This window comes from Dapis hubbardiae BLCC-M172, assembly GCF_050016015.1.
GTDB lineage: Bacteria > Cyanobacteriota > Cyanobacteriia > Cyanobacteriales > Microcoleaceae > Trichodesmium.
Window position 1 is genome coordinate 1 of the sequence record NZ_JBNHEQ010000220.1, and the last position, 22,329, is coordinate 22,329.

The 22,329-nt window shown below is 35.3% G+C and carries 19 protein-coding genes and 1 pseudogene; 15 read left to right on the top strand and 5 right to left on the bottom strand.

All coding sequences use genetic code 11. The annotated features are described in order from the left end of the window. Positions 1 to 56: 56 nt before the first annotated feature. The 3 genes from ACP6PK_RS20175 to ACP6PK_RS20185 all read left to right on the top strand — a co-directional run bounded on the left by ACP6PK_RS20175 (position 57) and on the right by ACP6PK_RS20185 (position 5,768). On the top strand, positions 57 to 1,208 hold the full coding sequence (locus ACP6PK_RS20175; protein WP_426562087.1) for a hypothetical protein: 1,152 nt from the start codon (positions 57 to 59) through the stop codon (positions 1,206 to 1,208). 624 nt (positions 1,209 to 1,832) lie between these two features. Continuing rightward, entirely contained in the window at positions 1,833 to 4,301 is a 2,469-nt protein-coding gene (locus tag ACP6PK_RS20180; protein ID WP_426562089.1) for an ATP-dependent Clp protease ATP-binding subunit, read from the top strand. 948 nt (positions 4,302 to 5,249) lie between these two features. Next, complete coding sequence (locus ACP6PK_RS20185; RefSeq protein WP_426562091.1) at positions 5,250 to 5,768, top strand: hypothetical protein; 519 nt, start codon at positions 5,250 to 5,252, stop codon at positions 5,766 to 5,768. Positions 5,769 to 6,389: 621 nt separating this feature from the next. Here the strand turns inward: ACP6PK_RS20185 and ACP6PK_RS20190 are convergent. After that, on the bottom strand, positions 6,390 to 7,115 hold the full coding sequence (locus ACP6PK_RS20190; RefSeq protein WP_094673082.1) for a 4'-phosphopantetheinyl transferase family protein: 726 nt from the start codon (positions 7,113 to 7,115) through the stop codon (positions 6,390 to 6,392). A gap of 529 nt (positions 7,116 to 7,644) precedes the next feature. After that, positions 7,645 to 8,778, bottom strand: coding sequence for a cob(I)yrinic acid a,c-diamide adenosyltransferase (locus ACP6PK_RS20195; RefSeq protein WP_094673081.1), 1,134 nt, complete (start codon positions 8,776 to 8,778; stop codon positions 7,645 to 7,647). Between the two features lie 677 nt (positions 8,779 to 9,455). Here ACP6PK_RS20195 and fraC point away from each other — a divergent pair. The 12 genes and pseudogenes from fraC to ACP6PK_RS20255 all read left to right on the top strand — a co-directional run bounded on the left by fraC (position 9,456) and on the right by ACP6PK_RS20255 (position 20,003). Next, positions 9,456 to 9,959 (top strand): filament integrity protein FraC, encoded by a 504-nt coding sequence (fraC, locus tag ACP6PK_RS20200; RefSeq protein ID WP_094673080.1) that lies wholly within the window; start codon positions 9,456 to 9,458, stop codon positions 9,957 to 9,959. After that, complete coding sequence (locus ACP6PK_RS20205; RefSeq protein WP_426562094.1) at positions 9,956 to 10,999, top strand: DUF5357 family protein; 1,044 nt, start codon at positions 9,956 to 9,958, stop codon at positions 10,997 to 10,999. Before fraC ends, ACP6PK_RS20205 begins: the two co-directional genes overlap by 4 nt. A 197-nt stretch (positions 11,000 to 11,196) precedes the next feature. Beyond that, positions 11,197 to 11,970 (top strand): ABC transporter permease, encoded by a 774-nt coding sequence (locus ACP6PK_RS20210; protein WP_426562096.1) that lies wholly within the window; start codon positions 11,197 to 11,199, stop codon positions 11,968 to 11,970. Beyond that, entirely contained in the window at positions 11,967 to 12,095 is a 129-nt protein-coding gene (locus ACP6PK_RS20215) for a hypothetical protein (protein ID WP_426562098.1), read from the top strand. Before ACP6PK_RS20210 ends, ACP6PK_RS20215 begins: the two co-directional genes overlap by 4 nt. A gap of 542 nt (positions 12,096 to 12,637) precedes the next feature. Then, on the top strand, positions 12,638 to 13,465 hold the full coding sequence (larE, locus tag ACP6PK_RS20220) for an ATP-dependent sacrificial sulfur transferase LarE (protein WP_426562100.1): 828 nt from the start codon (positions 12,638 to 12,640) through the stop codon (positions 13,463 to 13,465). Between the two features lie 635 nt (positions 13,466 to 14,100). Continuing rightward, positions 14,101 to 14,817 (top strand): SAM-dependent methyltransferase, encoded by a 717-nt coding sequence (locus ACP6PK_RS20225; RefSeq protein ID WP_426562102.1) that lies wholly within the window; start codon positions 14,101 to 14,103, stop codon positions 14,815 to 14,817. A gap of 101 nt (positions 14,818 to 14,918) precedes the next feature. Beyond that, positions 14,919 to 15,290, top strand: a complete 372-nt coding sequence (locus ACP6PK_RS20230; protein WP_426562104.1) for a hypothetical protein — start codon at positions 14,919 to 14,921, stop codon at positions 15,288 to 15,290. A gap of 330 nt (positions 15,291 to 15,620) precedes the next feature. After that, positions 15,621 to 15,959, top strand: a complete 339-nt coding sequence (locus ACP6PK_RS20235; RefSeq protein WP_094673046.1) for a PadR family transcriptional regulator — start codon at positions 15,621 to 15,623, stop codon at positions 15,957 to 15,959. 11 nt (positions 15,960 to 15,970) lie between these two features. Next, on the top strand, positions 15,971 to 16,573 hold the full coding sequence (locus tag ACP6PK_RS20240) for a hypothetical protein (protein ID WP_426562106.1): 603 nt from the start codon (positions 15,971 to 15,973) through the stop codon (positions 16,571 to 16,573). Positions 16,574 to 16,734: 161 nt separating this feature from the next. Continuing rightward, the gene (locus tag ACP6PK_RS20245; RefSeq protein WP_094673048.1) at positions 16,735 to 17,031 is read left to right on the top strand and encodes a hypothetical protein; all 297 of its coding nucleotides are present in this window, start codon (positions 16,735 to 16,737) and stop codon (positions 17,029 to 17,031) included. Between the two features lie 353 nt (positions 17,032 to 17,384). Continuing rightward, on the top strand, positions 17,385 to 18,518 hold the full coding sequence (locus ACP6PK_RS20250; protein WP_426562109.1) for a histidinol-phosphate transaminase: 1,134 nt from the start codon (positions 17,385 to 17,387) through the stop codon (positions 18,516 to 18,518). Positions 18,519 to 18,932: 414 nt separating this feature from the next. Beyond that, positions 18,933 to 20,003: pseudogene (locus ACP6PK_RS20255) on the top strand (NAD-dependent epimerase/dehydratase family protein). Positions 20,004 to 20,026: 23 nt separating this feature from the next. Here ACP6PK_RS20255 and ACP6PK_RS20260 read toward each other — a convergent pair. The 3 genes from ACP6PK_RS20260 to ACP6PK_RS20270 all read right to left on the bottom strand — a co-directional run bounded on the left by ACP6PK_RS20260 (position 20,027) and on the right by ACP6PK_RS20270 (position 22,274). Beyond that, positions 20,027 to 21,226, bottom strand: coding sequence for a UDP-galactopyranose mutase (locus ACP6PK_RS20260; RefSeq protein ID WP_426562111.1), 1,200 nt, complete (start codon positions 21,224 to 21,226; stop codon positions 20,027 to 20,029). 93 nt (positions 21,227 to 21,319) lie between these two features. Beyond that, positions 21,320 to 21,757 (bottom strand): SRPBCC family protein, encoded by a 438-nt coding sequence (locus ACP6PK_RS20265; RefSeq protein ID WP_426562113.1) that lies wholly within the window; start codon positions 21,755 to 21,757, stop codon positions 21,320 to 21,322. Positions 21,758 to 21,938: 181 nt separating this feature from the next. Continuing rightward, a complete protein-coding gene (locus tag ACP6PK_RS20270; RefSeq protein WP_426562115.1) occupies positions 21,939 to 22,274 on the bottom strand; it encodes a ribulose bisphosphate carboxylase small subunit in 336 nt (111 codons plus the stop codon). Positions 22,275 to 22,329: the final 55 nt, after the last annotated feature.

Below are 22,329 nucleotides of genomic sequence, written 5' to 3' on the forward strand. Positions count from 1 at the left end.
CCGGTTCTGAAGACGAGTCGGGTAGGGTAACTTACCTGGCTTAGTTTAACAATGTTATGTGGGAAGACACTGCTCGAACACCTGGTTCAGTTTGGGGACCTAATATCAGTGATTTGACTCTTCAAGTTCGCCATCCAGAAGAACTAGGTCGTAGAGAACTCTTACCCGTTATTCGTTATCCTAATTTTACAGATAAAACAGGTGATGTTCCTCTAGAGCTTGTCAAAATTAAAGTAGGGAATGAAAAAGGAAAAAAATTAGAAGTGGTGAGTTTGGAGGAATACCTGACTAATTTACAGCAGTATATCAGTTACCCTAGTAAATTTAATCCAGAAAGTCAATCTCTACTAACAGAGAAAGATACCCATGTCTTGGTAAGCGCTCAAGCTTGTTTTTTGCCTATTCCCAGTCAAGGTAAATGTAGTTTTAATCCAGTATTATTTAACTACCAATTAGAACCGGGAAACCCTGCTGTTCTAGCTATTTTGATTTCTACCGAAGGCAGCAGTGCCACAGTTATTGATAATGGTGAGGATGTAGCAGAATGGGGACAAAATATTTATTTCAACAACAATGGCCAGAGAGCTTGCTTGACTGGCGAACGTTTGAGTGACTATAAAGAAAATTTAGCAACCGATCTGGCAACTCAACAAGGTATTTCCCTCGAAGCAGCTCGCGAGCAAGTAGAAATCGCTCAAGATGTGAATATGGTAATGATTGTTCAAGTGCCACTCAAACAGAAGGAAATAGAATATTCTTTTCCTGTGGCATTGGCATATTCCTCTTCTCTGGGTGAAACTGATTACTTTGAGTTGGTAAGATCGACAGACTGCTGCGATATGGAAGATGCTGTCATTGGACATGGGGAGGATGAAGGCGAACATCTAGAGTTGGGAGATTACAAACTAGAACGGGACGATCGCTATCCTATCCTTATTACCGTGCAGTTTTACAAGGCCACCAGTAATGGTATTATTGACGACAAAGGTCTAGAAAATATCAGTCAATGTATTGAGATGGCTTATACCAGTGCTGATTATATTGGCTCTCTGGTGGTAGGAACATTAGAGAAAGGAGAGTTAGGTATGGGTAATGCTCGCCCCACTCAACCTGCACCGTCTTCTCAGGCTGTTGTTTCTCCTCCGAAGAATTTTCTTAAAGTTGTTAATCCTTTTGATCCTCATCAAAAGCCGAAAACAGGAGAATAAAAATAGCTGCTATAGGACAATTGGTAGTTTTGGTACAAAAACGTAGGCTAAGAGGGTGACAGTATTTTTTGGTTAAAAATTTGAAACTATTGCCCATGTTGCATATTTTCTATACAACTAGGTAGAAGACTGTTATTTGACTAAAAAAAATATTTACTTCGCTGAAATAAATGATGTTGAATGTGAAAACTTTATATTTTCTTAAAATAAATAGATAGTTTAACCATCATATACGCTCAAAACCTGAGCTATACTTTAAAAACTAAAATTACATTGTTGCTAAGAAAAAGTAACTTTCAATACCATTAATGGTAGATAGTATAAAGCAATTTAGAAAGAGGTCAGATAGGAGATTTCCCTACCTGAATTCTTGGTTTATTAAGCTAAACTTTCTAAATACTAACTCTAAATAAACTAAGTTAGACTATTTTGTTTTCGAGTAGTTTCGTAAAAACTGTGATCCACGGAAAACTTTATTATAGGACTGGAAAGATTACTATCGTAAAATCAATTTACATTTTGATATGTATCTCTGGTCTGAAGATCCAGAAGTGGGAAACAGCTTTAGTAAAAATGTCACGCTAGAATAACCATTAGGGCAACTTTAAGAGATAGGAATAAATTATGTTTGAACGCTTCACGGAAAAAGCAATCAAAGTGATCATGTTGGCCCAAGAAGAGGCTCGCCGCTTGGGACATAACTTTGTGGGGACAGAACAAATACTCCTGGGTCTAATTGGAGAGGGTACAGGGGTAGCGGCCAAGGTTCTGAAATCTATGGGTGTTAATCTCAAGGATGCTCGGATTGAAGTAGAAAAGATAATTGGCCGTGGTTCGGGATTTGTGGCGGTAGAAATCCCATTTACTCCCAGAGCTAAAAGGGTTTTGGAATTATCGTTGGAGGAAGCACGACAATTAGGACATAACTATATTGGGACTGAGCATCTACTTTTGGGTTTAATTCGAGAAGGTGAAGGAGTAGCTGCAAGAGTTCTGGAAAATTTAGGGGTAGACCTTTCTAAAGTCCGTACTCAAGTAATTCGGATGTTGGGTGAAACGGCAGAAGTCACTGCTGGTGGTGGGGGTGGACGTACAAAAACTCCTACTCTTGATGAGTTTGGTTCAAATCTGACTCAAATGGCATCTGAGGGTAAGTTGGACCCAGTGGTGGGACGGCAAACTGAAATTGAAAGGGTAATTCAGATTCTCGGTCGTAGAACTAAGAATAACCCAGTTTTGATTGGGGAACCTGGTGTGGGTAAAACGGCGATCGCTGAGGGTTTGGCACAACGTATTGCTAATAATGATATACCGGATATTCTCGAAGAAAAGCGGGTGGTTACTCTGGATATTGGTCTGTTGGTTGCTGGTACTAAATACCGGGGTGAGTTTGAGGAACGTCTGAAGAAAATTATGGATGAAATTCGCTCTGCGGGTAATGTCATCCTGGTTATTGATGAGGTTCATACTCTGATTGGAGCTGGTGCTGCTGAAGGGGCTATTGATGCTGCGAATATTTTGAAGCCTGCTTTGGCTCGTGGGGAGTTACAGTGTATAGGGGCGACTACTCTGGATGAGTATCGGAAACATATTGAACGGGATGCAGCTCTGGAACGTCGTTTTCAACCAGTTATGGTTGGTGAACCTTCTGTTGATGAAACTATTGAGATATTATATGGTTTACGGGAACGTTACGAGCAACACCATAAGTTAAAAATTTTAGATACTGCTTTGGAAGCTGCTGCTAAGTTATCAGACCGTTATATTAGCGATCGCTATTTGCCAGATAAGGCTATTGACTTGATAGATGAGGCTGGTTCCCGTGTCCGGTTGATTAATTCTCAATTGCCTCCCGCAGCTAAGGAGTTGGATAAGGAGCTACGTCAACTTCTGAAGGAGAAGGATGAGGCTGTTCGTTCTCAGGATTTTGATAAGGCTGGAGAGTTGCGCGACAGGGAAATGGAGATTAAGTCGGAAATTCGTTCTCTGGCTCAAAATAAAAAGCTCGACTCTACTACTGAGGATGATTCTCCAATGGTGACTGAGGAGGATATTGCTCATATTGTGGCGAGTTGGACTGGGGTTCCGGTGAATAAGTTAACTGAGTCTGAGTCTGAGAAGTTGCTGCACATGGAAGATACTCTACACCAACGTTTGATTGGTCAGGAGGAGGCTGTCAAGGCAGTATCTCGTGCTATTCGTCGGGCAAGAGTGGGATTGAAAAACCCTAACCGACCTATTGCTAGTTTTGTTTTCTCTGGACCGACTGGAGTTGGTAAGACAGAGTTGACTAAGGCTTTGGCTGCATATTTCTTTGGGTCTGAGGAGGCGATGATCCGCTTGGATATGTCGGAATATATGGAACGCCATACTGTTTCTAAGTTGATTGGTTCTCCTCCTGGTTATGTGGGTTATAACGAGGGTGGTCAGTTAACTGAGGCAGTTCGTCGTCGTCCTTATACTGTGGTGCTGTTTGATGAAATTGAAAAGGCACACCCTGACGTATTTAATATGTTGCTCCAAATTTTGGAGGATGGTCGTTTGACTGATGCGAAGGGTCGGACGGTTGATTTTAAGAATACTTTGATTATTATGACTTCTAATATCGGTTCTAAGGTAATCGAAAAAGGAGGGGGTGGTCTTGGTTTTGAGTTCTCAGAAAATGAGGCTGATGCTCAGTATAACCGAATTCGTAATTTGGTGAATGAGGAGTTGAAACAGTATTTCCGTCCAGAGTTCTTGAACCGTTTGGATGAGATTATTGTCTTCCGTCAGTTGACTAAGGATGAGGTGAAGGAAATTGCTGTTATTCTTCTGAAAGAAGTCTTTGGTCGTTTGACAGAGAAAGGTATTACGTTGGAAATTACTGATCGCTTCCAGGAGCGGTTAGTTGAGGAAGGTTATAATCCTAGTTATGGGGCAAGACCTTTGCGTCGGGCAATTATGCGTTTGCTTGAGGATAGTTTGGCTGAGGAAATTCTGGCTGGCAAGGTCGGTGAAGGCGATACTGCTGTAGTTGATGTTGGAGAAGATGGTCAGATTACGGTTTCTAAGGGTGAAAAACGAGAGTTAGTGCCTCAAGTTGCTGAATAGGATTTGGTTTCTTCTGGGAACAGAAGTTAATTTTTAATGGTAAAACGGCGGATAGTTTTAGCTTTCCGCCGTTTTGAGGTTTTATATGAAGTTGTTTATTTAAAGATGTACTTTATACCCAATAGTTATATAGAAGCCATTTGGGATCTATTTAAAATTATAGATTGAGAGTAGGGGAGATGGGGAGATGGGGAGATGGGGAGATGGGGGCATTTTTCTACCTTTTTCCCCTATTTTATTTCTTATATCAAATCCGGTTGAATAGTCGTCATTGCGATGATAGGAAGCAATCTCCTAAACTCCTGAGATTGCTTAATTCCACTCCGTTCCAGTAGCAATGACGCAGGCTATAGTAATTATCAGGATTTTATATTAATCTCCTGACTTCTGTACGGGCGTTCAGGATAGTTATGCGAAGTTAACGGCCGTTTCGCTGCGCGACATGAAACGCCCCTACGAGGACTGAGGACTGAGCCAAAAACTCGCAACTTTGCCAAAATACGCTTAGGGCTTCTATATACCAATTAGGAATGATTTTGATAGAATTTAAGAAGATTTAAGATGAACCAAAATCCTTTTATATTCTGACTCCTGACTCCTGAATGCCGACTTATGACTCCTGATTAGCACTAAAATCTTACAACTCACATAAGATTGCTATAGCAATGTGTTCTGTCATATTTACACATTATTTTTTGTATACCTTTTCGCTTACTGTAGTTTGGCTGGAAGTTGTAAATACCTGAGCGCTCATTGCTATAATTTTTCAGACACTAAGTCTGTTTATGTAAGTAAGATAAAAGATTATTGTTCGGATTTTTTGCGGATACCTGCTGGTGAGTCAGATTAAACTGCTGAACAATCAAAAAATTATTGCCAAATTAAATTCTTTATGGTTTGATGGTAAATACTCATCAAGTTTATCTTTAATATGTTCCGAAACAGTTTATGAAAGATACAGAAACTAAACCAGATAAAGTTGGTACAACAGAAGCAGCATTTCTTTTAAATATTTCTACTGCTAGACTCAGGTTGCTTCTCAGGCAAGGTCGCCTGAAGGGAGCCGAAAAAGTCAAACGGTTCTGGGTAATTCCTTTAAATAGTCGAGGAATGCCAGAAATTACCCCTGGTCGCCGTGGTCCTGAAGGAACTTGGAATAAAGGATTCCGCACAGGCAATACTTTTATCCATGTACTGCGAAGAGAAATTGACCATAACCGAGACCACGGCACTTCTCTTCCAGCCATTTCTGTCAAACAAGGAGACAGAAATGACCGTTGCCATGAAGTAGAAATTCTAGGAAATTGCAAAATCGTCTACCGACCTCATAAACCTAACAGAAGTCAAGCAGGTGGCGCTCGTCTGTGGATTGAGACAGAGCCTGATGTTGAAATTATTCGTAAGTTTTTCCTAGATACGGAACTAGACAAAAATCAACTTCAAGGTTCTAGTGAATTTAGAGTCTGATTTTTAGATTTAACTAATAATATTTATCTATATTAATAAGTAGTGGTGTCGGTTTGTTTAACTTTTAAGCTGGCATTGTAAATTTGTATGCAAGCAATTATGATATTTTTGGCAATACTAACCTTTATAAAAATCATTTTTTAGCGTAGTTCAACAATTAATAATTACCTCTTCTTTAATACAAGGATTGACTAAAAGGATTTTTTTTCTTCTGTTGGTCGATTGGATATGGCCTTTAGCTAACACATAATTCCGAATATCGACCGCTTTTTCTCCATGAATAGAGAGGCTTTATACCTGAATTTTTCGATAATAGGTAATACCATTTAAAAAAAAGAATGTTACGCATAATAACAACTATTAAAAGGTTTTACGGTAAATGTTTATTTAACAAAAAAGACAATTACAGCATAAAAAATAGTCTCATATTTATTCATTCTGACTCCTGAATCCTGTCTCCTGACTCCTAAACAGTAACCTAAATATTTGTAGCGAAGATTTATCAATTTGGTATAAGTTATGCCTCTATCTATAATATTTCCTCTTTTTTTAGAGGCGCTAGAGAAGTTATTATAGGTATAGGTGATTTACTGAAAGCTCTCAAAGTCAGTATTATCAAATTTAAGTATTATTTATTTGCCAAAAACTCAAGTTTTGATTTTTCCCTGCTACTGCTACAGCAGCTATATAATTAGGTTGAGGAATAAATTGATATAAATACCAATGGGAGGCTTCCTCAATATCTCCATTAATACTAAAAAACTCTACTGCTTTTTCTTGGTTTAAACTAATTTCTACTTTTTCTAAACCTCCTGCCAAACCATCTCCAGTTGCTTTCAAATAAGCTTCTTTACAAGTCCAGAGTTTGAAGAATGTTTCTTGTTGTTTTTGAGGAGGAAGTTGATTAATAAGCTTGTATTCTTGGGAAGAAAAAAAACGTTTGGCTAAATTTTCAGCGTCATTCATTGGGCGAATATATTCTAAGTCGATGCCTATTAAGTTAGCTTGCGTAATGGCATATAAGGCTAAGTCTTGAGAGTGAGATAGGTTAAATAATATTGAGGTATTTGTTAGGTAGGGTTTGCCCCGATCGCTATAGGTAAATTGTAGTTTTTTCGCTTCAATGTTTAAGTAACGGCTGAGAATTTTTCTGAGTGTTCCTCTGGCAATGATATACCGATTTTTGTCTCTTTCAAAGTAAAATTTGTTGGCTCTATCTTTTTCGTCTGGCGATAATATTGTTGATAATTCCTCAATTTGAGAGGAGGATAATTTTAGGTTTTTACTCCATATATGAACGTTATTTTCTGATAGTTCTAATTTTTTTTCTGGCGGTTCGAGAAACATTTATTATTGGTTTATATGATTTTTGAAGTTGAATAAAAATTCATGTGTCTAGGCGAGTTAACCCTACTAGATTTTTATCTTAGTACGGGCGATGGCTTAATGCAACCTTCTTTCTTTTCTCGGCGCGACTATTTGGGTGCTTTCTAGGATGTTTAAAAATATTCTGCTTTGAGTGACTTAAGGAAAATAATTTTTATTTTTTCTCTCTTCTCTGTAGTGCGACTGCTTTCCTGAAGCTCCAGAAAATTATGCTTGGCTTTTTTCCCTAATTCAGACAAAATCAATTTTTTTAGATTGAATAAAAAGTCATATGTATGGGCGAGTAGCACCCAATATATTTTTATCTTACTATAGGCGATCGCCAAGTGCAACCCCCTTTTCTCAGAAAAATATTTTTATTTTGGGTGATGCTTAATAAGATGTTAAATATTTTGCTTTTAGATTATAGTTGGAACAACAAAATATCATTAGTAGTTAGGCAACCTCATGTTTCCCTATCTTCTGTTCTGTTTCTTGCTTATTTGTCTATTCAAAAATCAACTCCACGTTTTAATTCCACCCCATGATTAGCATAATGCTTATGACAGAAAACCTCTGAATGAACACTAGCCAAATCAAAATAGTCAGGTGGATTAAGACAACGACCAGTAATAATCACCTCCGTATCTTTTGGTTTGCGTAATAAAGCTTCAACTATGGGCTCAACTGGTAATAACTCCAAATCTACAGTAGGATTAAGCTCATCTAAAATAATAGTCTTATATAAACCAGAAGCTATAGCAGCTCTAGCTATTTCCCAACCTCTTTCTGCCTCAACAAAATCTATTTCTTTTTGTTGCCCACGCCAAACAATAGCATCCCCACCACAACGTTGATGATCTACTAAATTAGGATAACTTTGGCGCAAAGCGGCGATCGCTGCATCTTCTGTATAACCAATACCTCCTTTGAGCCATTGTATAATTAGGACTCGATGAGACTGGTCTTGACTAATACCCCTACCTATTGCTTGTAATGCTTTACCCAAAGCACTGGTAGATTTGCCTTTGCCGGCACCAGTATAAATTTCAATCCCTGTTATACCATGTGCTTGAGCCGTGGGATGTTGATGAGGTTTCATTTCTGAATGTAAATCAGCGATGTCCAACAAAGCTTGAGGAGCTGCACGACCTGTAGCGATAATTTCTAATTGTTCTGGTTTATTCTTGATAGTGTGGATTACTTCGTCTAGTGGTAATAAACCTAAGTCCAATACTGGGTTGAGTTCGTCCAGTACAACTACTGAGTATAGGTCTGAGGCGATCGCTCCTTTGGCCACATCCCAACCCCGTTGGGCTTCTTGATGGTCAAATTTAATAATTTCATCAGGGCCAAAATATTCAGAGCGACCTGTGCGTACTTGGTCTATAAGATGAGGAAAACCTTTTTGTAGTGCTTCTATAGCAGCATCTTCATCATAAGAGCGGTCAGGACCTTTGAGAAATCTCAGTAGTAATACTCTAGTAGGAGAATCAGAATGTATGCCAAGGCCAATGGAACGTAAAACTACTCCCAAGGCTGCTTGGGATTTACCTTTACTGGCTCCGTCGTAAACATGAATTTGCCCGACAATTCTTTCTGACATGAGTTGTGCGGTACGTATACCAATGCCGTTTCTTCTCATAAGTTGTTTTTTTGGAGTGGGTGATTTTTGATTTTGGTTATCTAGTTTAGCAATATAGCGTTTCTCAGAATGTAGAAAAATAGGGATTTTTTCGGACTCAGGAGTCAGGAGTCAGGAATCAGAATGAATATCTTCGATGCCATTGATTAGTTTATTACCTTATTAGTCAATAGTCATTTCATTTGCTGAAGCTTTCGGAGGCGGATGATAGAATTTTTCTCTTTTCCATGCTTAGAGAGTAAGAGTCTTTTCAGTAGTGACTGTCAGAACATCCCTAAAATTCTTTGATCAAAAGTTTGCAGCCTTAATTTTTGTCTCTCCTTCCCTAAACTAAACCATTTGTAAATGCAGGAAGTGCCCAAAAACCAACAACTCCTCTCAATAGTTGAGTATGTCAAGCACTACCTACCTATTATCTTGAGTTTCAGTATAAAAGTGAGTAGGATAATATTTAAAGGGTTTGCTTGTTCGGCATCCAAGTTGGTCTGCTTGTTAAGGTAAATTTAGGGGTTATAGCAGATGTACCTTATTAAACAGAGAAATGCTAGTTACCAGTATGATAATTGTTATATAAATAGTTAATTTAAACAGAAAACATGAGTAAATTCTGAGTCCTGACTCCTGAGTCCTGACTCCTAACTGCCAGGAAAATATTACAACTTAAAAAGGATTGCTATATGAATTTAACTATTTTGCCTTTAAGAGCAATTGTTTCTGAATCTTTAATATTATTAGTAGTAATTGCCATTGAATCATGGTTTTTTCAACTAAGACTTAATTTGATACCAAAAGTGAGTGTTGAATATGCAACTGTAATGAATTTAATTTCTACTTGTGTTGGATGGGTTTTGTTTTTTTATGGTGCAACTCTCCTACCAAATAGGTTGGAAGAACAAATAGTAGCTTATATTTTATTTGGTAAGATTGGTGGAATTTATCGTCTGTTTATACTTTTTATATTTGTTAGTTTGTTAATTTCTCTAATTATCAAGTTACTCAGCTTTAATTTGTGTGATTCTTTATGGAATGAAAACTCTAAAAATTATGGTGGTGGTATTAATATATCTCAAGCGTTGGAAGAGTTAAGAACACCAAAGTTTATGGTAATTACAGTTGCTCACATTTGTAGCCACTTAGCAATAGGATTTATTTTATTTTTGCAGAGGTCTGAACTAACATGAAAGAAATTTGGAAAAGTCTGGCTAACTTGCTTTTTTTGACGACTATTATTAATATTCTCAAGGATGCTCTCAATTTAATTTTGCCACCTAAGTTTTGGCATTGGCGGACATTTTTATTATTGACGATATTTTTATGGTTACTGTCAATGATTATTAGTGAAGTTGATAGTAATAAGGAAGAGGCAATTAATTTTATTTCTAGTTTGAGTTGGTTATCTTTAACAATTTCTGTGGGATGGCGCACTACTCAGAAACCATTTGTTTTTGGTGAATTAAGTTTGTCTCCTTGGATTACAGGGGGATTAATTTGCTTTCTTTTATATGAAAATTTTGCAAGTAATATTAAGTATGTGGCTATTGTTAGTTGGCCGATAATTTCTGTTTGTATCGCAGCGATAATTTTAGTATTAAATTCTTCTGAAGCAGCGACAGAAGCCAAGGTTGATCAATTATCAAAGCCAAGTTTTGTAATTTTAATTTTGGTCAATTTTTTGGTTAGTTGTTGGTTGGGATTGTATTTTCTGATTCAGGGTATGGTGCAACAATATCCAACAATGGGAGAAGATGATTTAAGTCAAAGTACGTTTGTTTATAGATTAATAACGCCTTCTATTAATGATTATCGAGGTGCAAAAATTATGAACTTAATGGAGCAAAAGTTAAAGGATGATTTGAGTAGTCAAAAGTTGGGGTTATCAGTACCTAAGATGAAGTTGAGATTGGAAAATATTAAAGATGAAGTGACTAAGGAAATATCTGTTAAAGAAGATGATTTCTGGAAGTTACAAACATCAATAGTTGCTAACCAGTCTGGGTATCAGTTGGAGTTACAATTATTTTGGGAAGGACCTACAGCAAAAGATGAGAGTTATTATCTGAGTAAAAGTTGTAAAATAGGGGAAACAGTGAGGCAAAGAAGTTCTGGTTCTACTCCGCAAAATGAAGCAGTACCAATTCTGGTTGGTAATGTTGAATGTGGTGCTGTAGAAAAGAAAGCTGTTAAACCAGAAAGTCAAGAAGAAAATTTGAAAAATATTTAAAATTTGAAATAGAAAAAATTGAGATGGGAGGTCATTTCAGTTAGCCTCCTGCGGAGGAACTGCGCAATTCAGTTACCAGTTACCAGTTAACATTACCTCTGATTGAAACATTGGGATTGAAATACTGACAGTTTCTTCTTTTCATCCCTTATTCAAGGGGAGTTTTGAAACCTTATTTTTGAGTGATAAAATATTTTATGAATCTGGGAAGAATTATTAAAATTGCTAAGAATGTATTTTGGGAAGCAATTCGCGATCGTATCCTTTATCTAATTGGTTTCTTTGCTTTATTAATGGTAGCTGCTGTGAGGTTAATTCCAGAATTATCTGTAGGTACGGAGGATAAAATAATTCTAGATTTTGGGTTGGCAGCTATTAGTATTTTAGGTTTAATTGTGACGGTTTTTATTGGTACTGGTTTGGTAAATAAGGAAATTGAAAAACGTACTGTTTATATTTTGGTTGCTAAACCTTTGAGTCGTTCAGAGTTAATTGTTGGTAAACATATTGGTTTATCGGCAGTTTTGGCTGTTTTATTGGTAGCGATGACTTTAATATATGGATTGATTGTTAGTTTAAATGGAATTTATTATCCTATTGGTAGTATTTTAGTAACTGTAATTTTTATATTTATTCAGTTGTCGTTACTTACTGCAGTAGCAATTCTATTTGGTGTCTTTACCAGTTCTTTATTAGCGACATTATTTACTTTTGGTATCTATTTAATGGGAAATTTAAGTAGAGATTTGGTGAAGTTGGGTGATTTAAGTGATAACCCTGGAATTAAGAAGTTAATGATGGGATTATATGTTGTATTGCCAGATTTAAGCAGATTAGATTTGAAAAATGATGCAGTCTATGGTCTACTACCAAGTATGGCTACTTTAGTTACTAATTTCGGTTATGCTTTGCTCTATACAATGTTGGTTTTATCTATTACTATTGCTATATTTGCTAGGAGAGAATTTTGATATTTAAAAGGAAGAAGGAAGAAGGAAGAAGGAAGGAGAAAGAAGGGAGAAGTGAGAAGGAAGAAGGAAGAAGTGAAAAGGAAGGGGAAAGAAGGGAGAAGGAAGGAGAAAGAAGGGAGAAGTGAGAAGGAAGAAAATTAGTTGATATATTTTATAAGAAAGAAGGGAGAAGTGAAAAGGAAGAAAATTAGTTATGGCTTCAAACCCGGTATTAGCAAGGGAAATACCCTAAATTGATCAAAATAACTGTTTGCGTAGCATGACCTAGGAAAACCTAGATATATGAGGAAAACGGTTAGTTCAAGGTAAAAACATTTCCGATTCATTTGAGAAAACTATCTCTATCATTTTCCCTTTTTTTTCAATATTTACTTTTTCTTCCTTTCTCCTTGTTCCTTCTCTATCATTTTCCCCTTTTTTTTTCAATATTTACCGAAATAATTAATAATTAAACAATTAAATAATTAGATCACTCAGGTTTAAAGCCTCCCCTTTCAAGGGGAAAAAAAATAAATCTTTTCCTTATTCCTCTTACCTCTCCCTTTTAGGGAGAGGTAATTATCAATTATCAATTATCAATTATCAATTAATGAATCCTTCTTCCCTCTTCCCTCTTCCTTACTTCTACCATAAGAGATAAAATAGTAGTAAATAAATAGAAAAAATAATGTTGAAAAAAAAACTAGAAGAACTAAAAAATATATTTGCTCAAATGGAGAAAGCTTTAATTGCTTACTCTGGTGGAATAGATAGCACTTTAGTTGCAAAAGTTGCTTATGATGTTTTGGGTGATAAAGCATTAGCTGTAACTGCTGTTTCTCCTTCTTTATTACCTGAAGATTTGGAAGATGCTCGAATTCAAGCAGCAGTTATTGGTATTTCCCACGAAGAGGTAAATACTAATGAAATGGAGAATAAAAATTATACTTCTAATCCCATAAACCGTTGTTATTTTTGCAAAAGTGAATTGCATGATACTCTCAAACCTTTAGCTTTAAAAAGAGGTTATTCTTATGTAGTAGATGGAGTTAATGCTGATGATTTACGAGACTATCGTCCTGGTATTCAAGCGGCAAAAGAAAGAGGAGCAAGATCGCCTTTAGCAGAAGTAGGAATTAGTAAGTTTGAAGTTAGACAACTTGCCAAAGATTTAGATTTACCTTGGTGGAATAAACCTGCTCAACCTTGTTTAAGTTCCCGGTTTCCTTATGGGGAAGAAATTACTTTGGAAAAGTTACAAAGAGTCGGAAGAGGAGAAAGATATTTGCGAGATTTGGGATTAAAAAATTTACGGGTACGTTCGGAAAAAGATACTGCTAGAATTGAAATTTTGCCTGAAGAAATTAAAGAGTTTGTCTTGACAATAGATTTGCCTAAATTGGTGGAAAAGTTTAAAGAGTTTGGCTTTATTTATGTCACTTTAGATTTAGAAGGATATCGGAGTGGGAAGTTAAATCAGGTTTTATCGCCAGAGGTATTGGGAGGGAAGGTTTAGAAGATGGGGAGTAGGGGAGTAGGGGAGTAGGGGAGTAGGGGAGTAGGGGAGTAGGGGAGTAAGGGAGTAGGGGAATAGGGGAGTAGGGGAGTAGGGGAGTAGGGGAATAAGGGAGTAGGGGAGTATAGCAACAGCCAGGGCGATTAGGACATAGACTGATGATGAATCAAAGACCACGGAAACACTTTTCCCACTGTTCCCTGTTCCCTGTTCCCTGTTCCCTGCTATAAGGGAGTAGGGAAGCAAAATTACGGAAAAGCCTCTAATGAAATACATAGGACTTACGCAAATACCATGTATATAGTGTTGACAACTATAACGTTATAGTTTTTTGACTCTGTATATAGTACATCTGCGTAAGTCCTGATACATTTACTCTTCCGAAATATTGATTCAATAGTAATTACATAACTTAAGAATCAAGTCTTCTCCAATCCTAGATGTTATATCAAATCCGCTTAATTCGGTATAAAAAAAATTTTCATCTTCAGCTATTAGTAAATCTTTCTAAATTCTCTTCCCTACGACTCCTGACTCCTAGATTAACCATATAATTATACCGATGTTACTGGATTTGATATTATTTATCTTTTTTATTATGCTTTCTGAAAAATAGCGATCGCTCTCATCCAACTATGACAATTCAACTAGATAAAGTAGTTCCTTGGGGTCGGAACTTTAATGAATATGTTTCTATGTTTGACCTCACTTCAGCAGAGAAAAATTTAACTATTTTAGACTGTGCAGCAGGACCATCAAGTTTTAATTATGAAATGACTTTGCAAGGATACAATGTTATTTCTTGTGACCCAATTTATCAGTTTAACGCGGATGAAATTTATCATCGTATTCAGGAAGTTTATCAAAATATTATTGACCAAGTAAAAGAAAATTATGATACTTTTGTCTGGCAAAATTTTCAGTCACCAGAAAATTTAGGAAAAGTCAGAATAGCAGGTATGGAAAAATTTTTACAATACTTTCCTAATGGAGTTGAACAAAAACGTTATTTAACTGCTGAATTGCCAAAATTGCCTTTTGAAGATAATAAATTTGATTTGGCTTTATGTAGTCATTTCTTATTTCTATATTCCGATCAATTTTCAGTAGAATTTCATCTAGAATCAATTTTAGAGATGTGTCGAGTTGCTAAAGAAGTAAGAATTTTTCCTCTGCTGAAACTTTCTGGAGAAATATCCCCATTAGTAATGCCAATAATTGAAAAATTATCAACTAAAGGATACAGAGCAGAAATTCGAGAAATAGATTATGAATTTCAAAAAGGAGGTAATCAAATGATAAGAATTTCCTGCGGAATGCTGGGCAAACATCCATTAGCCATCAGCTATTAGTTTTTCAAGATATTATTGACCAAGTAAAAGCAAATTATGATACTTTTGTTTGGCAAAATTTTCAGTCACCATAAAATTTAGGAAAAGTCAGAATAGGAGCTATGGAAAAATTTTTACAATACTTTCCTAATGGAGTTGAACAAAAACGTTATTTAACTGCTGAATTGCCAAAATTGCCTTTTGAAGATAATAAATTTGATTTGGCTTTATGTAGTCATTTCCTATTTTTATATTCCGACCAGTTTTCAGAAGAATTTCATCTAGAATCAATTTTGGAAATGTGTCGAGTTGCTAAACAGGTAAGAATTTTTCCTCTGTTAGAACTTTCTGGAGAAATATCCCCGTTAGTAATGCCTATAATTGAAAAATTATCAACTCAAGGATATAGAGCAGAAATTAAACAAGTACCTTACGAATTTCAAAAAGGAGGTAATCAAATGATAAGCATTTCCTCCGGAATGCTCCGCAAATAGCCATCAGCTATTAGCTATTAATTCATTGCCTTGAGAGTAGGAATTAGTATTGAGATATTTAAGGCGAATTAAAAGTATTGGCAAAAATTTGACCAAGAAATAAGGTCAAATAACCACACCATTTCAAGGGGATAAAAAAAGAAATTTCCGATTTTATTCCCTCCTAATTCAGTAGAAGGTACTGAGACAGGACTTCTCGCTGCCCATAAGGTAGAGGGAATTTTAGGGATGTAGCGATCGCTGTCTATCAAGGCTCATATTTAGTCTGCTTGACAATATCAAATAATTTGATATACATTGATAAAGTGATAATTTATCAAAAAATAGATAATGGCAAAACAAAACCAAGAGCGATTTTTCGATTTGTCGCCCAAAGAAGAAGCGGTATTGTCATCGGTTCTATACCGAAAACGTTATGGATTAGAAATTATTGATGCTGTCAAGGAAGCTAGTGGTGGGAGGATTGAACTAGGGTTCGGTTCCCTTTATCCCACCCTACATAAGTTGGAGAAAAAAGGTTTTTTGGCAGCACATTGGGGAGAGGAAACTCCTGAAGAACGTAGTGGAGCAAGACGTAGATATTACCGAATTACAGGTTTAGGAAAAAAGGTACTTCAAGAAAAACGACATTTCTTGAATGATTTAGCAGTATGGCAACCAGTTTTATGAGGAGTAAAGTAATGAAAAATCTCAGTAGAGTAGTGAAAAATTTTAAGTGCTATATCTACTATATTTTAATTCTTTCAGTTGTTGTTTTTAATAACCCCAATCCATTTGCCAAAATACCTCCGTCACAAAAGATTATTGACAGAGCATGGAAACATAAAGATGAAATGTTTCTTTGGCAAACTTTGTCAAAAGTTCCACAAGATATCTGGAAATTTCTGTTGTTCTGGATAGTTTTTATTTACAGCACAGTTTTCCGTTCTGGCAGTGATTTTTTCAGTATAGTTATGCGAATAGTGGGTTGGTCAGTCTTGTCTTTAATATTAGTATGTCCGCCATTAATACTGTTAGGTAAATTTTTCTGGAAACGGATAATTTATGATTCAACAACACCTTGGGATTTACAATTATCTGATTTTCTAACTAAGTTATTTGTTGAAGAACTTAAAGAGGAAAGTCGTGGAGATTTAATAGAGGCGAGAAATAAATTAGTTAAACAGGGATATTCAAAATGGTTAGTTAGTCTTATTACTCTAGTACGAGCATTTAAAATATTCTTGTCTTTCTGGTTATGTAAATTTGAGTATCTTGCCAAAAACTTTTTTCAGATTAAGTAAGTAGTATTACTTTCACAAAATAGGTAAGCATTCAGCAGTCATCTATCAGCTTCATTACCTTTAATTTTGTCTACCTACTTAGTTCATCTAGATTTATCAATCGCACCTAGTATGAGTAGGTGTATTATCTAAATAAAATTCAGATTATTGAGGAGATAATTATGTTAAACCAGAATGCAGACTTAGATTTACTCCGCTATCTAATTAATGTAATCGAATCAGAAAGAAATGAGAGGGTTTATTTAGAAAACCGAGTCAATACAATTGAGAAAAAACTCAATTTTCAAGTAATCAAATCTCAAGACTTTGAATATCAACTCAAAGATTTAGAAGGAGAAGTTGCAGAAGTTAGGATAAACAATCAAGTTTTATCTGAGAAAAATGCAGAACTCGAAAATTTACAGCATCCTTACTCAATGGATGGAAAACCAATTTGTGATTACTGGGAAAATGATTAAAAAGTAACTTTGTAAATTTTCTTATTTCAGTTAAATTGTTTCCATCTTTCCCTTGAAGGATTACTTTTTTAGAAAATTTTCTAACATTGCGCTTAAGCTATACTAATCCTAAATGATTTGTGAAAAAAATTGTAGGGGTTTGGTTTCCAAATCCAATCTTAGCTTGGGGAAAGGAGACCAAACCCCTACGATAAAATATTACAACCTATTGAGAATTGCTATATAACCTTTGGATTTACCCTTCAGAATTTGAAATAAAATGTTTAACAACTTTTCCATTTTCTGAATAATCCCATGAAGTTTATAATTAATGATATCCTCTAATTAACCAACAAAAATTATTCAATCAAGTTATGCTCTCTTTTATTCGTTCAGACCTTAATAATCTTAAAGCTTATACTCCTCATCCTGGAGGTAGTTCGGAAATTCCTTTGGATAGATTAGATACTAATGAATGTCCTTATGATTTGCCTGATAATTTAAAGCAAAATTTGGCTGAGATTTATCAACAGTTAATTGAAACAAACCGTTATCCTGATGGGAGTCATTTCCAACTTAAAGAAGCAATAGCTCAATATGTAAATGAAGCAACTCCTTCGGTTAATATTTCTGCTACTAATATTTCTGTTGGTAATGGTTCTGATGAATTAATTCGCTCTCTATTAATTGCTAGTTGTGTAGGAGAGGAGGGTTCTATTTTGACGGCAACTCCTACTTTTTCTATGTATTCTATTCTGGCTCAAACTGTCGGAGTTTCTGTAATAAATGTGGGGAGAAAAGAATCGGATTTTGAAATAGATATTAGTGCAGCTCAGGATGTTATTAATCAAACCAAAAATCCTTCTGTAAGAGTGGTATTTGTTGTTCATCCAAATTCTCCGACTGCTAATGCTTTAACTTCCGAAGAATTGGCATGGTTACGAAGTCTGCCAGATGATATTTTAGTGGTAATTGATGAGGCTTATTTTGAGTTTAGTAAAATTTCTGTGGTTGAGGAATTAAATCAACATCCAAATTGGGTGATTTTAAGAACTTTTTCTAAAGCTTTTAGGTTAGCTTCCCTGCGAGTAGGATATGCTATAGCTCACCCAGAAGTTATTATTAATTTGGAAAAAGTTCGCCTTCCCTACAACTTACCAAGTTTTTCTCAAGCTGCTGCTAAATTAGTGCTTACTCATAGTCAAGATGTATTATCTTTTATCCCGGAAATTTTGACAGAAAGAAGTAAATTATTTACTGCTTTTGCCGAAATTCCTGCTTTGAAGGTTTGGGAAAGTGCTGCTAATTTTTTCTATGCCAGACTGACAGATGAAGGATTAAAATTAATCGGTAAAAGTTCCCAAGATGAAGGTTTAAATAGTTTAATGCAGCAACTGAAAAGTCAGGGAACTTTAATTCGTCATACTGGTGGAGGATTAAGAATTACGGTAGGAACTCCTGAAGAAAATCAGCGTACAGTTGAGAGAATTAAGGGTATTTTTAAATAAGGAAAAAAGTAGATTTTAAGAATAGTATTCTGTAGGGGTTTAGTTTCCAAATCCTTTAAGATAACTATTCTACAGAGATTAATATTTTGTCAATTCCATCAATACCATATCTGCCAGCTCTCCATTAGGCATCGGCCATGATTTATACATGATTTCTCTAACTACAAAACCGAGATTTTTAAACATATTAATTGAGGCTTTATTTGATAACAAAATTGCAGCTCCAATTGTTTGAATGTATAATTCCTGAAAGGCATAAATAATTAGTCGTTTTAATGCTAGGGTTCCATACTAAGCACTTAGATATGGCTAAAACCTTAATCAATAAAATCTATAATTATCTGAATTGCTAATTTCTTAAAACAATCTTATAGTAAGTTTATTATTTAAAAATCTTCTGAGGATAGATACAACATGAGCATTATCTTAGTAACAGGAGCAGCTGGGTTAATTGGCTCTGAGTCAGTACGTTTTTTTTGCGCCAAAGGTTTTACTGTTGTTGGTATTGATAATAATATGCGTTCTTTTTTCTTTGGTGAAGAAGCATCAACAGATTGGAATCGTGATCGCCTTTTAGAAGATTATGGAGAGCGTTATATTCATCATAATGCTGATATTCGAGACCAACAAGAAATCTCTAGAATTTTCCAGACTTATGGTACAGAAATTAGCTTGATTATTCATGCGGCAGGTCAACCTTCCCATGATTGGGCAGCTAAAGATCCCTATACTAATTTTACAGTTAATGCTAATGGCACTTTAGTGTTACTAGAAAATACTCGTCAGCACTGTCCAAATGCTGTATTTATTTTTTGTTCAACGTGTAAAGTTTACGGAGATACCCCTAACTATTTACCTCTTGTTGAACAAGAACTACGCTGAGAAATTCAGAAGTCACATCATTACTTTCAAGGTGTTGATGAAAATATGAGTATTGATAATTCCCAGCATTCTCTATTTGGAGCTTCTAAAATAGCTGCTGATATTTTAGTGCAAGAATATGGTCGTTATTTTAACTTAAAAACTGTTTCTTTTCGAGGTGGATGTTTAACAGGGCCTAGTCATTCAGGGGCTAAATTGCATGGTTTTTTATCTTATTTGATGAAATGTACTATGACTGGAGAACCATATCAAATTTATGGATATAAAGGCAAACAAGTGCGTGATAATATTCATAGCTATGATTTAGTCAATGCTTTTTGGCACTATTATCAAGCTCCTAGAGTGGCCGAAATTTATAATATAGGAGGCAGTCGTTTTAGCAATTGCTCAATGTTAGAAGCCATTGATTATTGTCAAGTAATTACTGAACAAAAACTTAATTATAGTTATGTAGAATCTAATCGAAGTGGAGATCATATTTGGTGGATAAGCGATATCCAAAAATTTCAAAATCATTATCCTGAGTGGAAATTAACCTACACCATTAAAGATATATTAGAAGAAATTTTTATGAATAATGTAAATCGTTGGAGTAAAAAATAATTAGTTTCTCCCCAATCTTTTTACTAATTATTCCAATTCCCTCTAACAACATTATAGGCATCTAGACGACTAGCGACATCTAGCTGTTGCCAATCAGGAAAATATTTCTGAAGGCGAAGTGCCATCTCTGTAGTGGTATCAGTCGTCAAATACTTATAAAGCCCTTTTCTACCAAAAGTAATAACATCTTTATAAGTTGCTGCTAACTCTAAATATTTTTCCAATAGTTTTGCATTTTCACTATCGTTAGAGGGATAAAATTCCTGTTTATGAGAGGGCTTTTCTATGGTGATTATAGTTCTTCCTTGATATGTTTCCAAATCTTCCTTTTTTTGAAAGCTCTTATAATCAGTAATTCGAGCTTGTATATGATCTTTTTCAGGAAAGTAAGTCATAGAAATAGGTTTGCTATTGAATTCACCATAATAATCCCTTTCTAAGATAACAGGCTCTATTTCATAACCAGAATATTTTAGTTTGCCATAGGGATACCCGAACAATTTATCTATACTCATAGTAGAAATCAACATATCATAAGAAATAGTCGTTCCTGAATCTAAAATAACCTCTTTTTTCTCGAAATCTACTTTTGAAACCAAAGTATCATAGACGACATTTATCCCTTGCAAAAGATTCTTAAACAATTCGTTCCAGTCGCTTTTTGGATATGCACACCATCGTTTGTTAAAAAACATCTTTTCATCTTTTAAAGATTCACCTAAATGTCGCATTTTTGCCCATTCTGCTGACATTGTTTTCGGAGCTATTCCCCAAAATTTTTCAGTAAAATCTTTAAAATATATTTCATAAAAAGTTTTTCCTACTTTATCAATTAAATAAGTTTCAAAGTTTTCTTCATTAGGAATATTGGGTAAGTTTTTCCATTCTTCTTCTACAATTTCTTTAATACCTAAAATTTCAGCATTTTTCTGATGAGGAGGATAATAGGTAAATTTTCCTTTCACATAAGATGCCGAAGTTAATCCAGTCTCCACACAATCAATATGTTTCAGAATAAAGGCGATCGCTTCATCAGAGCAATGATGATTAGCTAAAATATGAGGACCATACTCATAAACCATTCCCTCTTTATAATAGCTTTTACATAATCCTCCCGGACGTTTAGCACTCTCCAATACAGTAATTTGAGCCTGATCGTTAAATAACCTTGCGAGACTTGCACCAGCATAACCTGCACCAATAATAACTATTTTTTTCTTCATAGCTTTTGTTATATTTTGTGGTTAATTTTTATCTTGATTAAATCAGAGCTTACGCATTTTTAAGTTCTAAACCACTAAATATAATAGAAGACATTATTCGATAAATATCTGGTTCAATGAGTTGAAACCTGTCTGAAAAACACCATCACCTACTAACTTAATCAGATTCTCTTCTTCTTGGCGATCGCAGTCGAATGTGGCTGTCCATTCAGCATAAGTTAAATTTCCATCTGTGATTGGCTTAAACTGCAATGTTGCTATATAGTTCTTTAAGGGCATCGGTGATTCTAGAATTAAGTAGGAGTAGAAATAATCTAAGTCGCTGAGAGCCAATAGCCTTTCGCGAATATTACCCCCTTCTTTAAGATTGAAATTACGAATACAGCCAACTTTATCACTAGGCTCATCATTTTCTATGGCACTATTAGCAATAGCTGGATGCCAATTAGGTAGAGCATTAAAATCTCTAATCTTCATCCATACTTTATCAATATTAGTATTGATAACAGAACTTGTAAAAACTTTAACCATTATGTTAATTTCCTCTATTCTATTATTCAATAGTAGACCAGAAACTAAGTTTTTATTATGGTACTACAAGGATTTAAGGTTAACTATTTGAGATGTTTATATCTAGACAATTTATCAGATATGACACAAAAAAATAGTGGGACAGACTATTGCCTATCCCACTATTTCCTATATTACTAAATTAGTATCTTCTTTGATTAGGCTTATGTACGATGAAGCTCAATACTTGACATTGCTTCACGTTATCAAAACCCATCACGCGAATAAAGCAATCAGGATTTTCACTGCGGCAAGCGTCGATTTCAGTTAAAACTTCATTAACACTTCTAGCATGGAACAGAGGTAACTTCCACAAAGTCCAGTAGTGCATTTCTGGAGCAGAAGACTCACTGAATTCTACACCAGCGATGAAACCTTGATCCAAAATGTACTGAAGTTGCTGACTAACTTGCTGAGGAGTCAGAGGAGGTAAATAGGAAAGGGTTTCGTAACGACGCTCTTTTGGTAATGTTCTCATCTTTTTTTACTCTTTAATCAATGTACAACTTTTCCAAAGCTTTTAACCAAAAAAA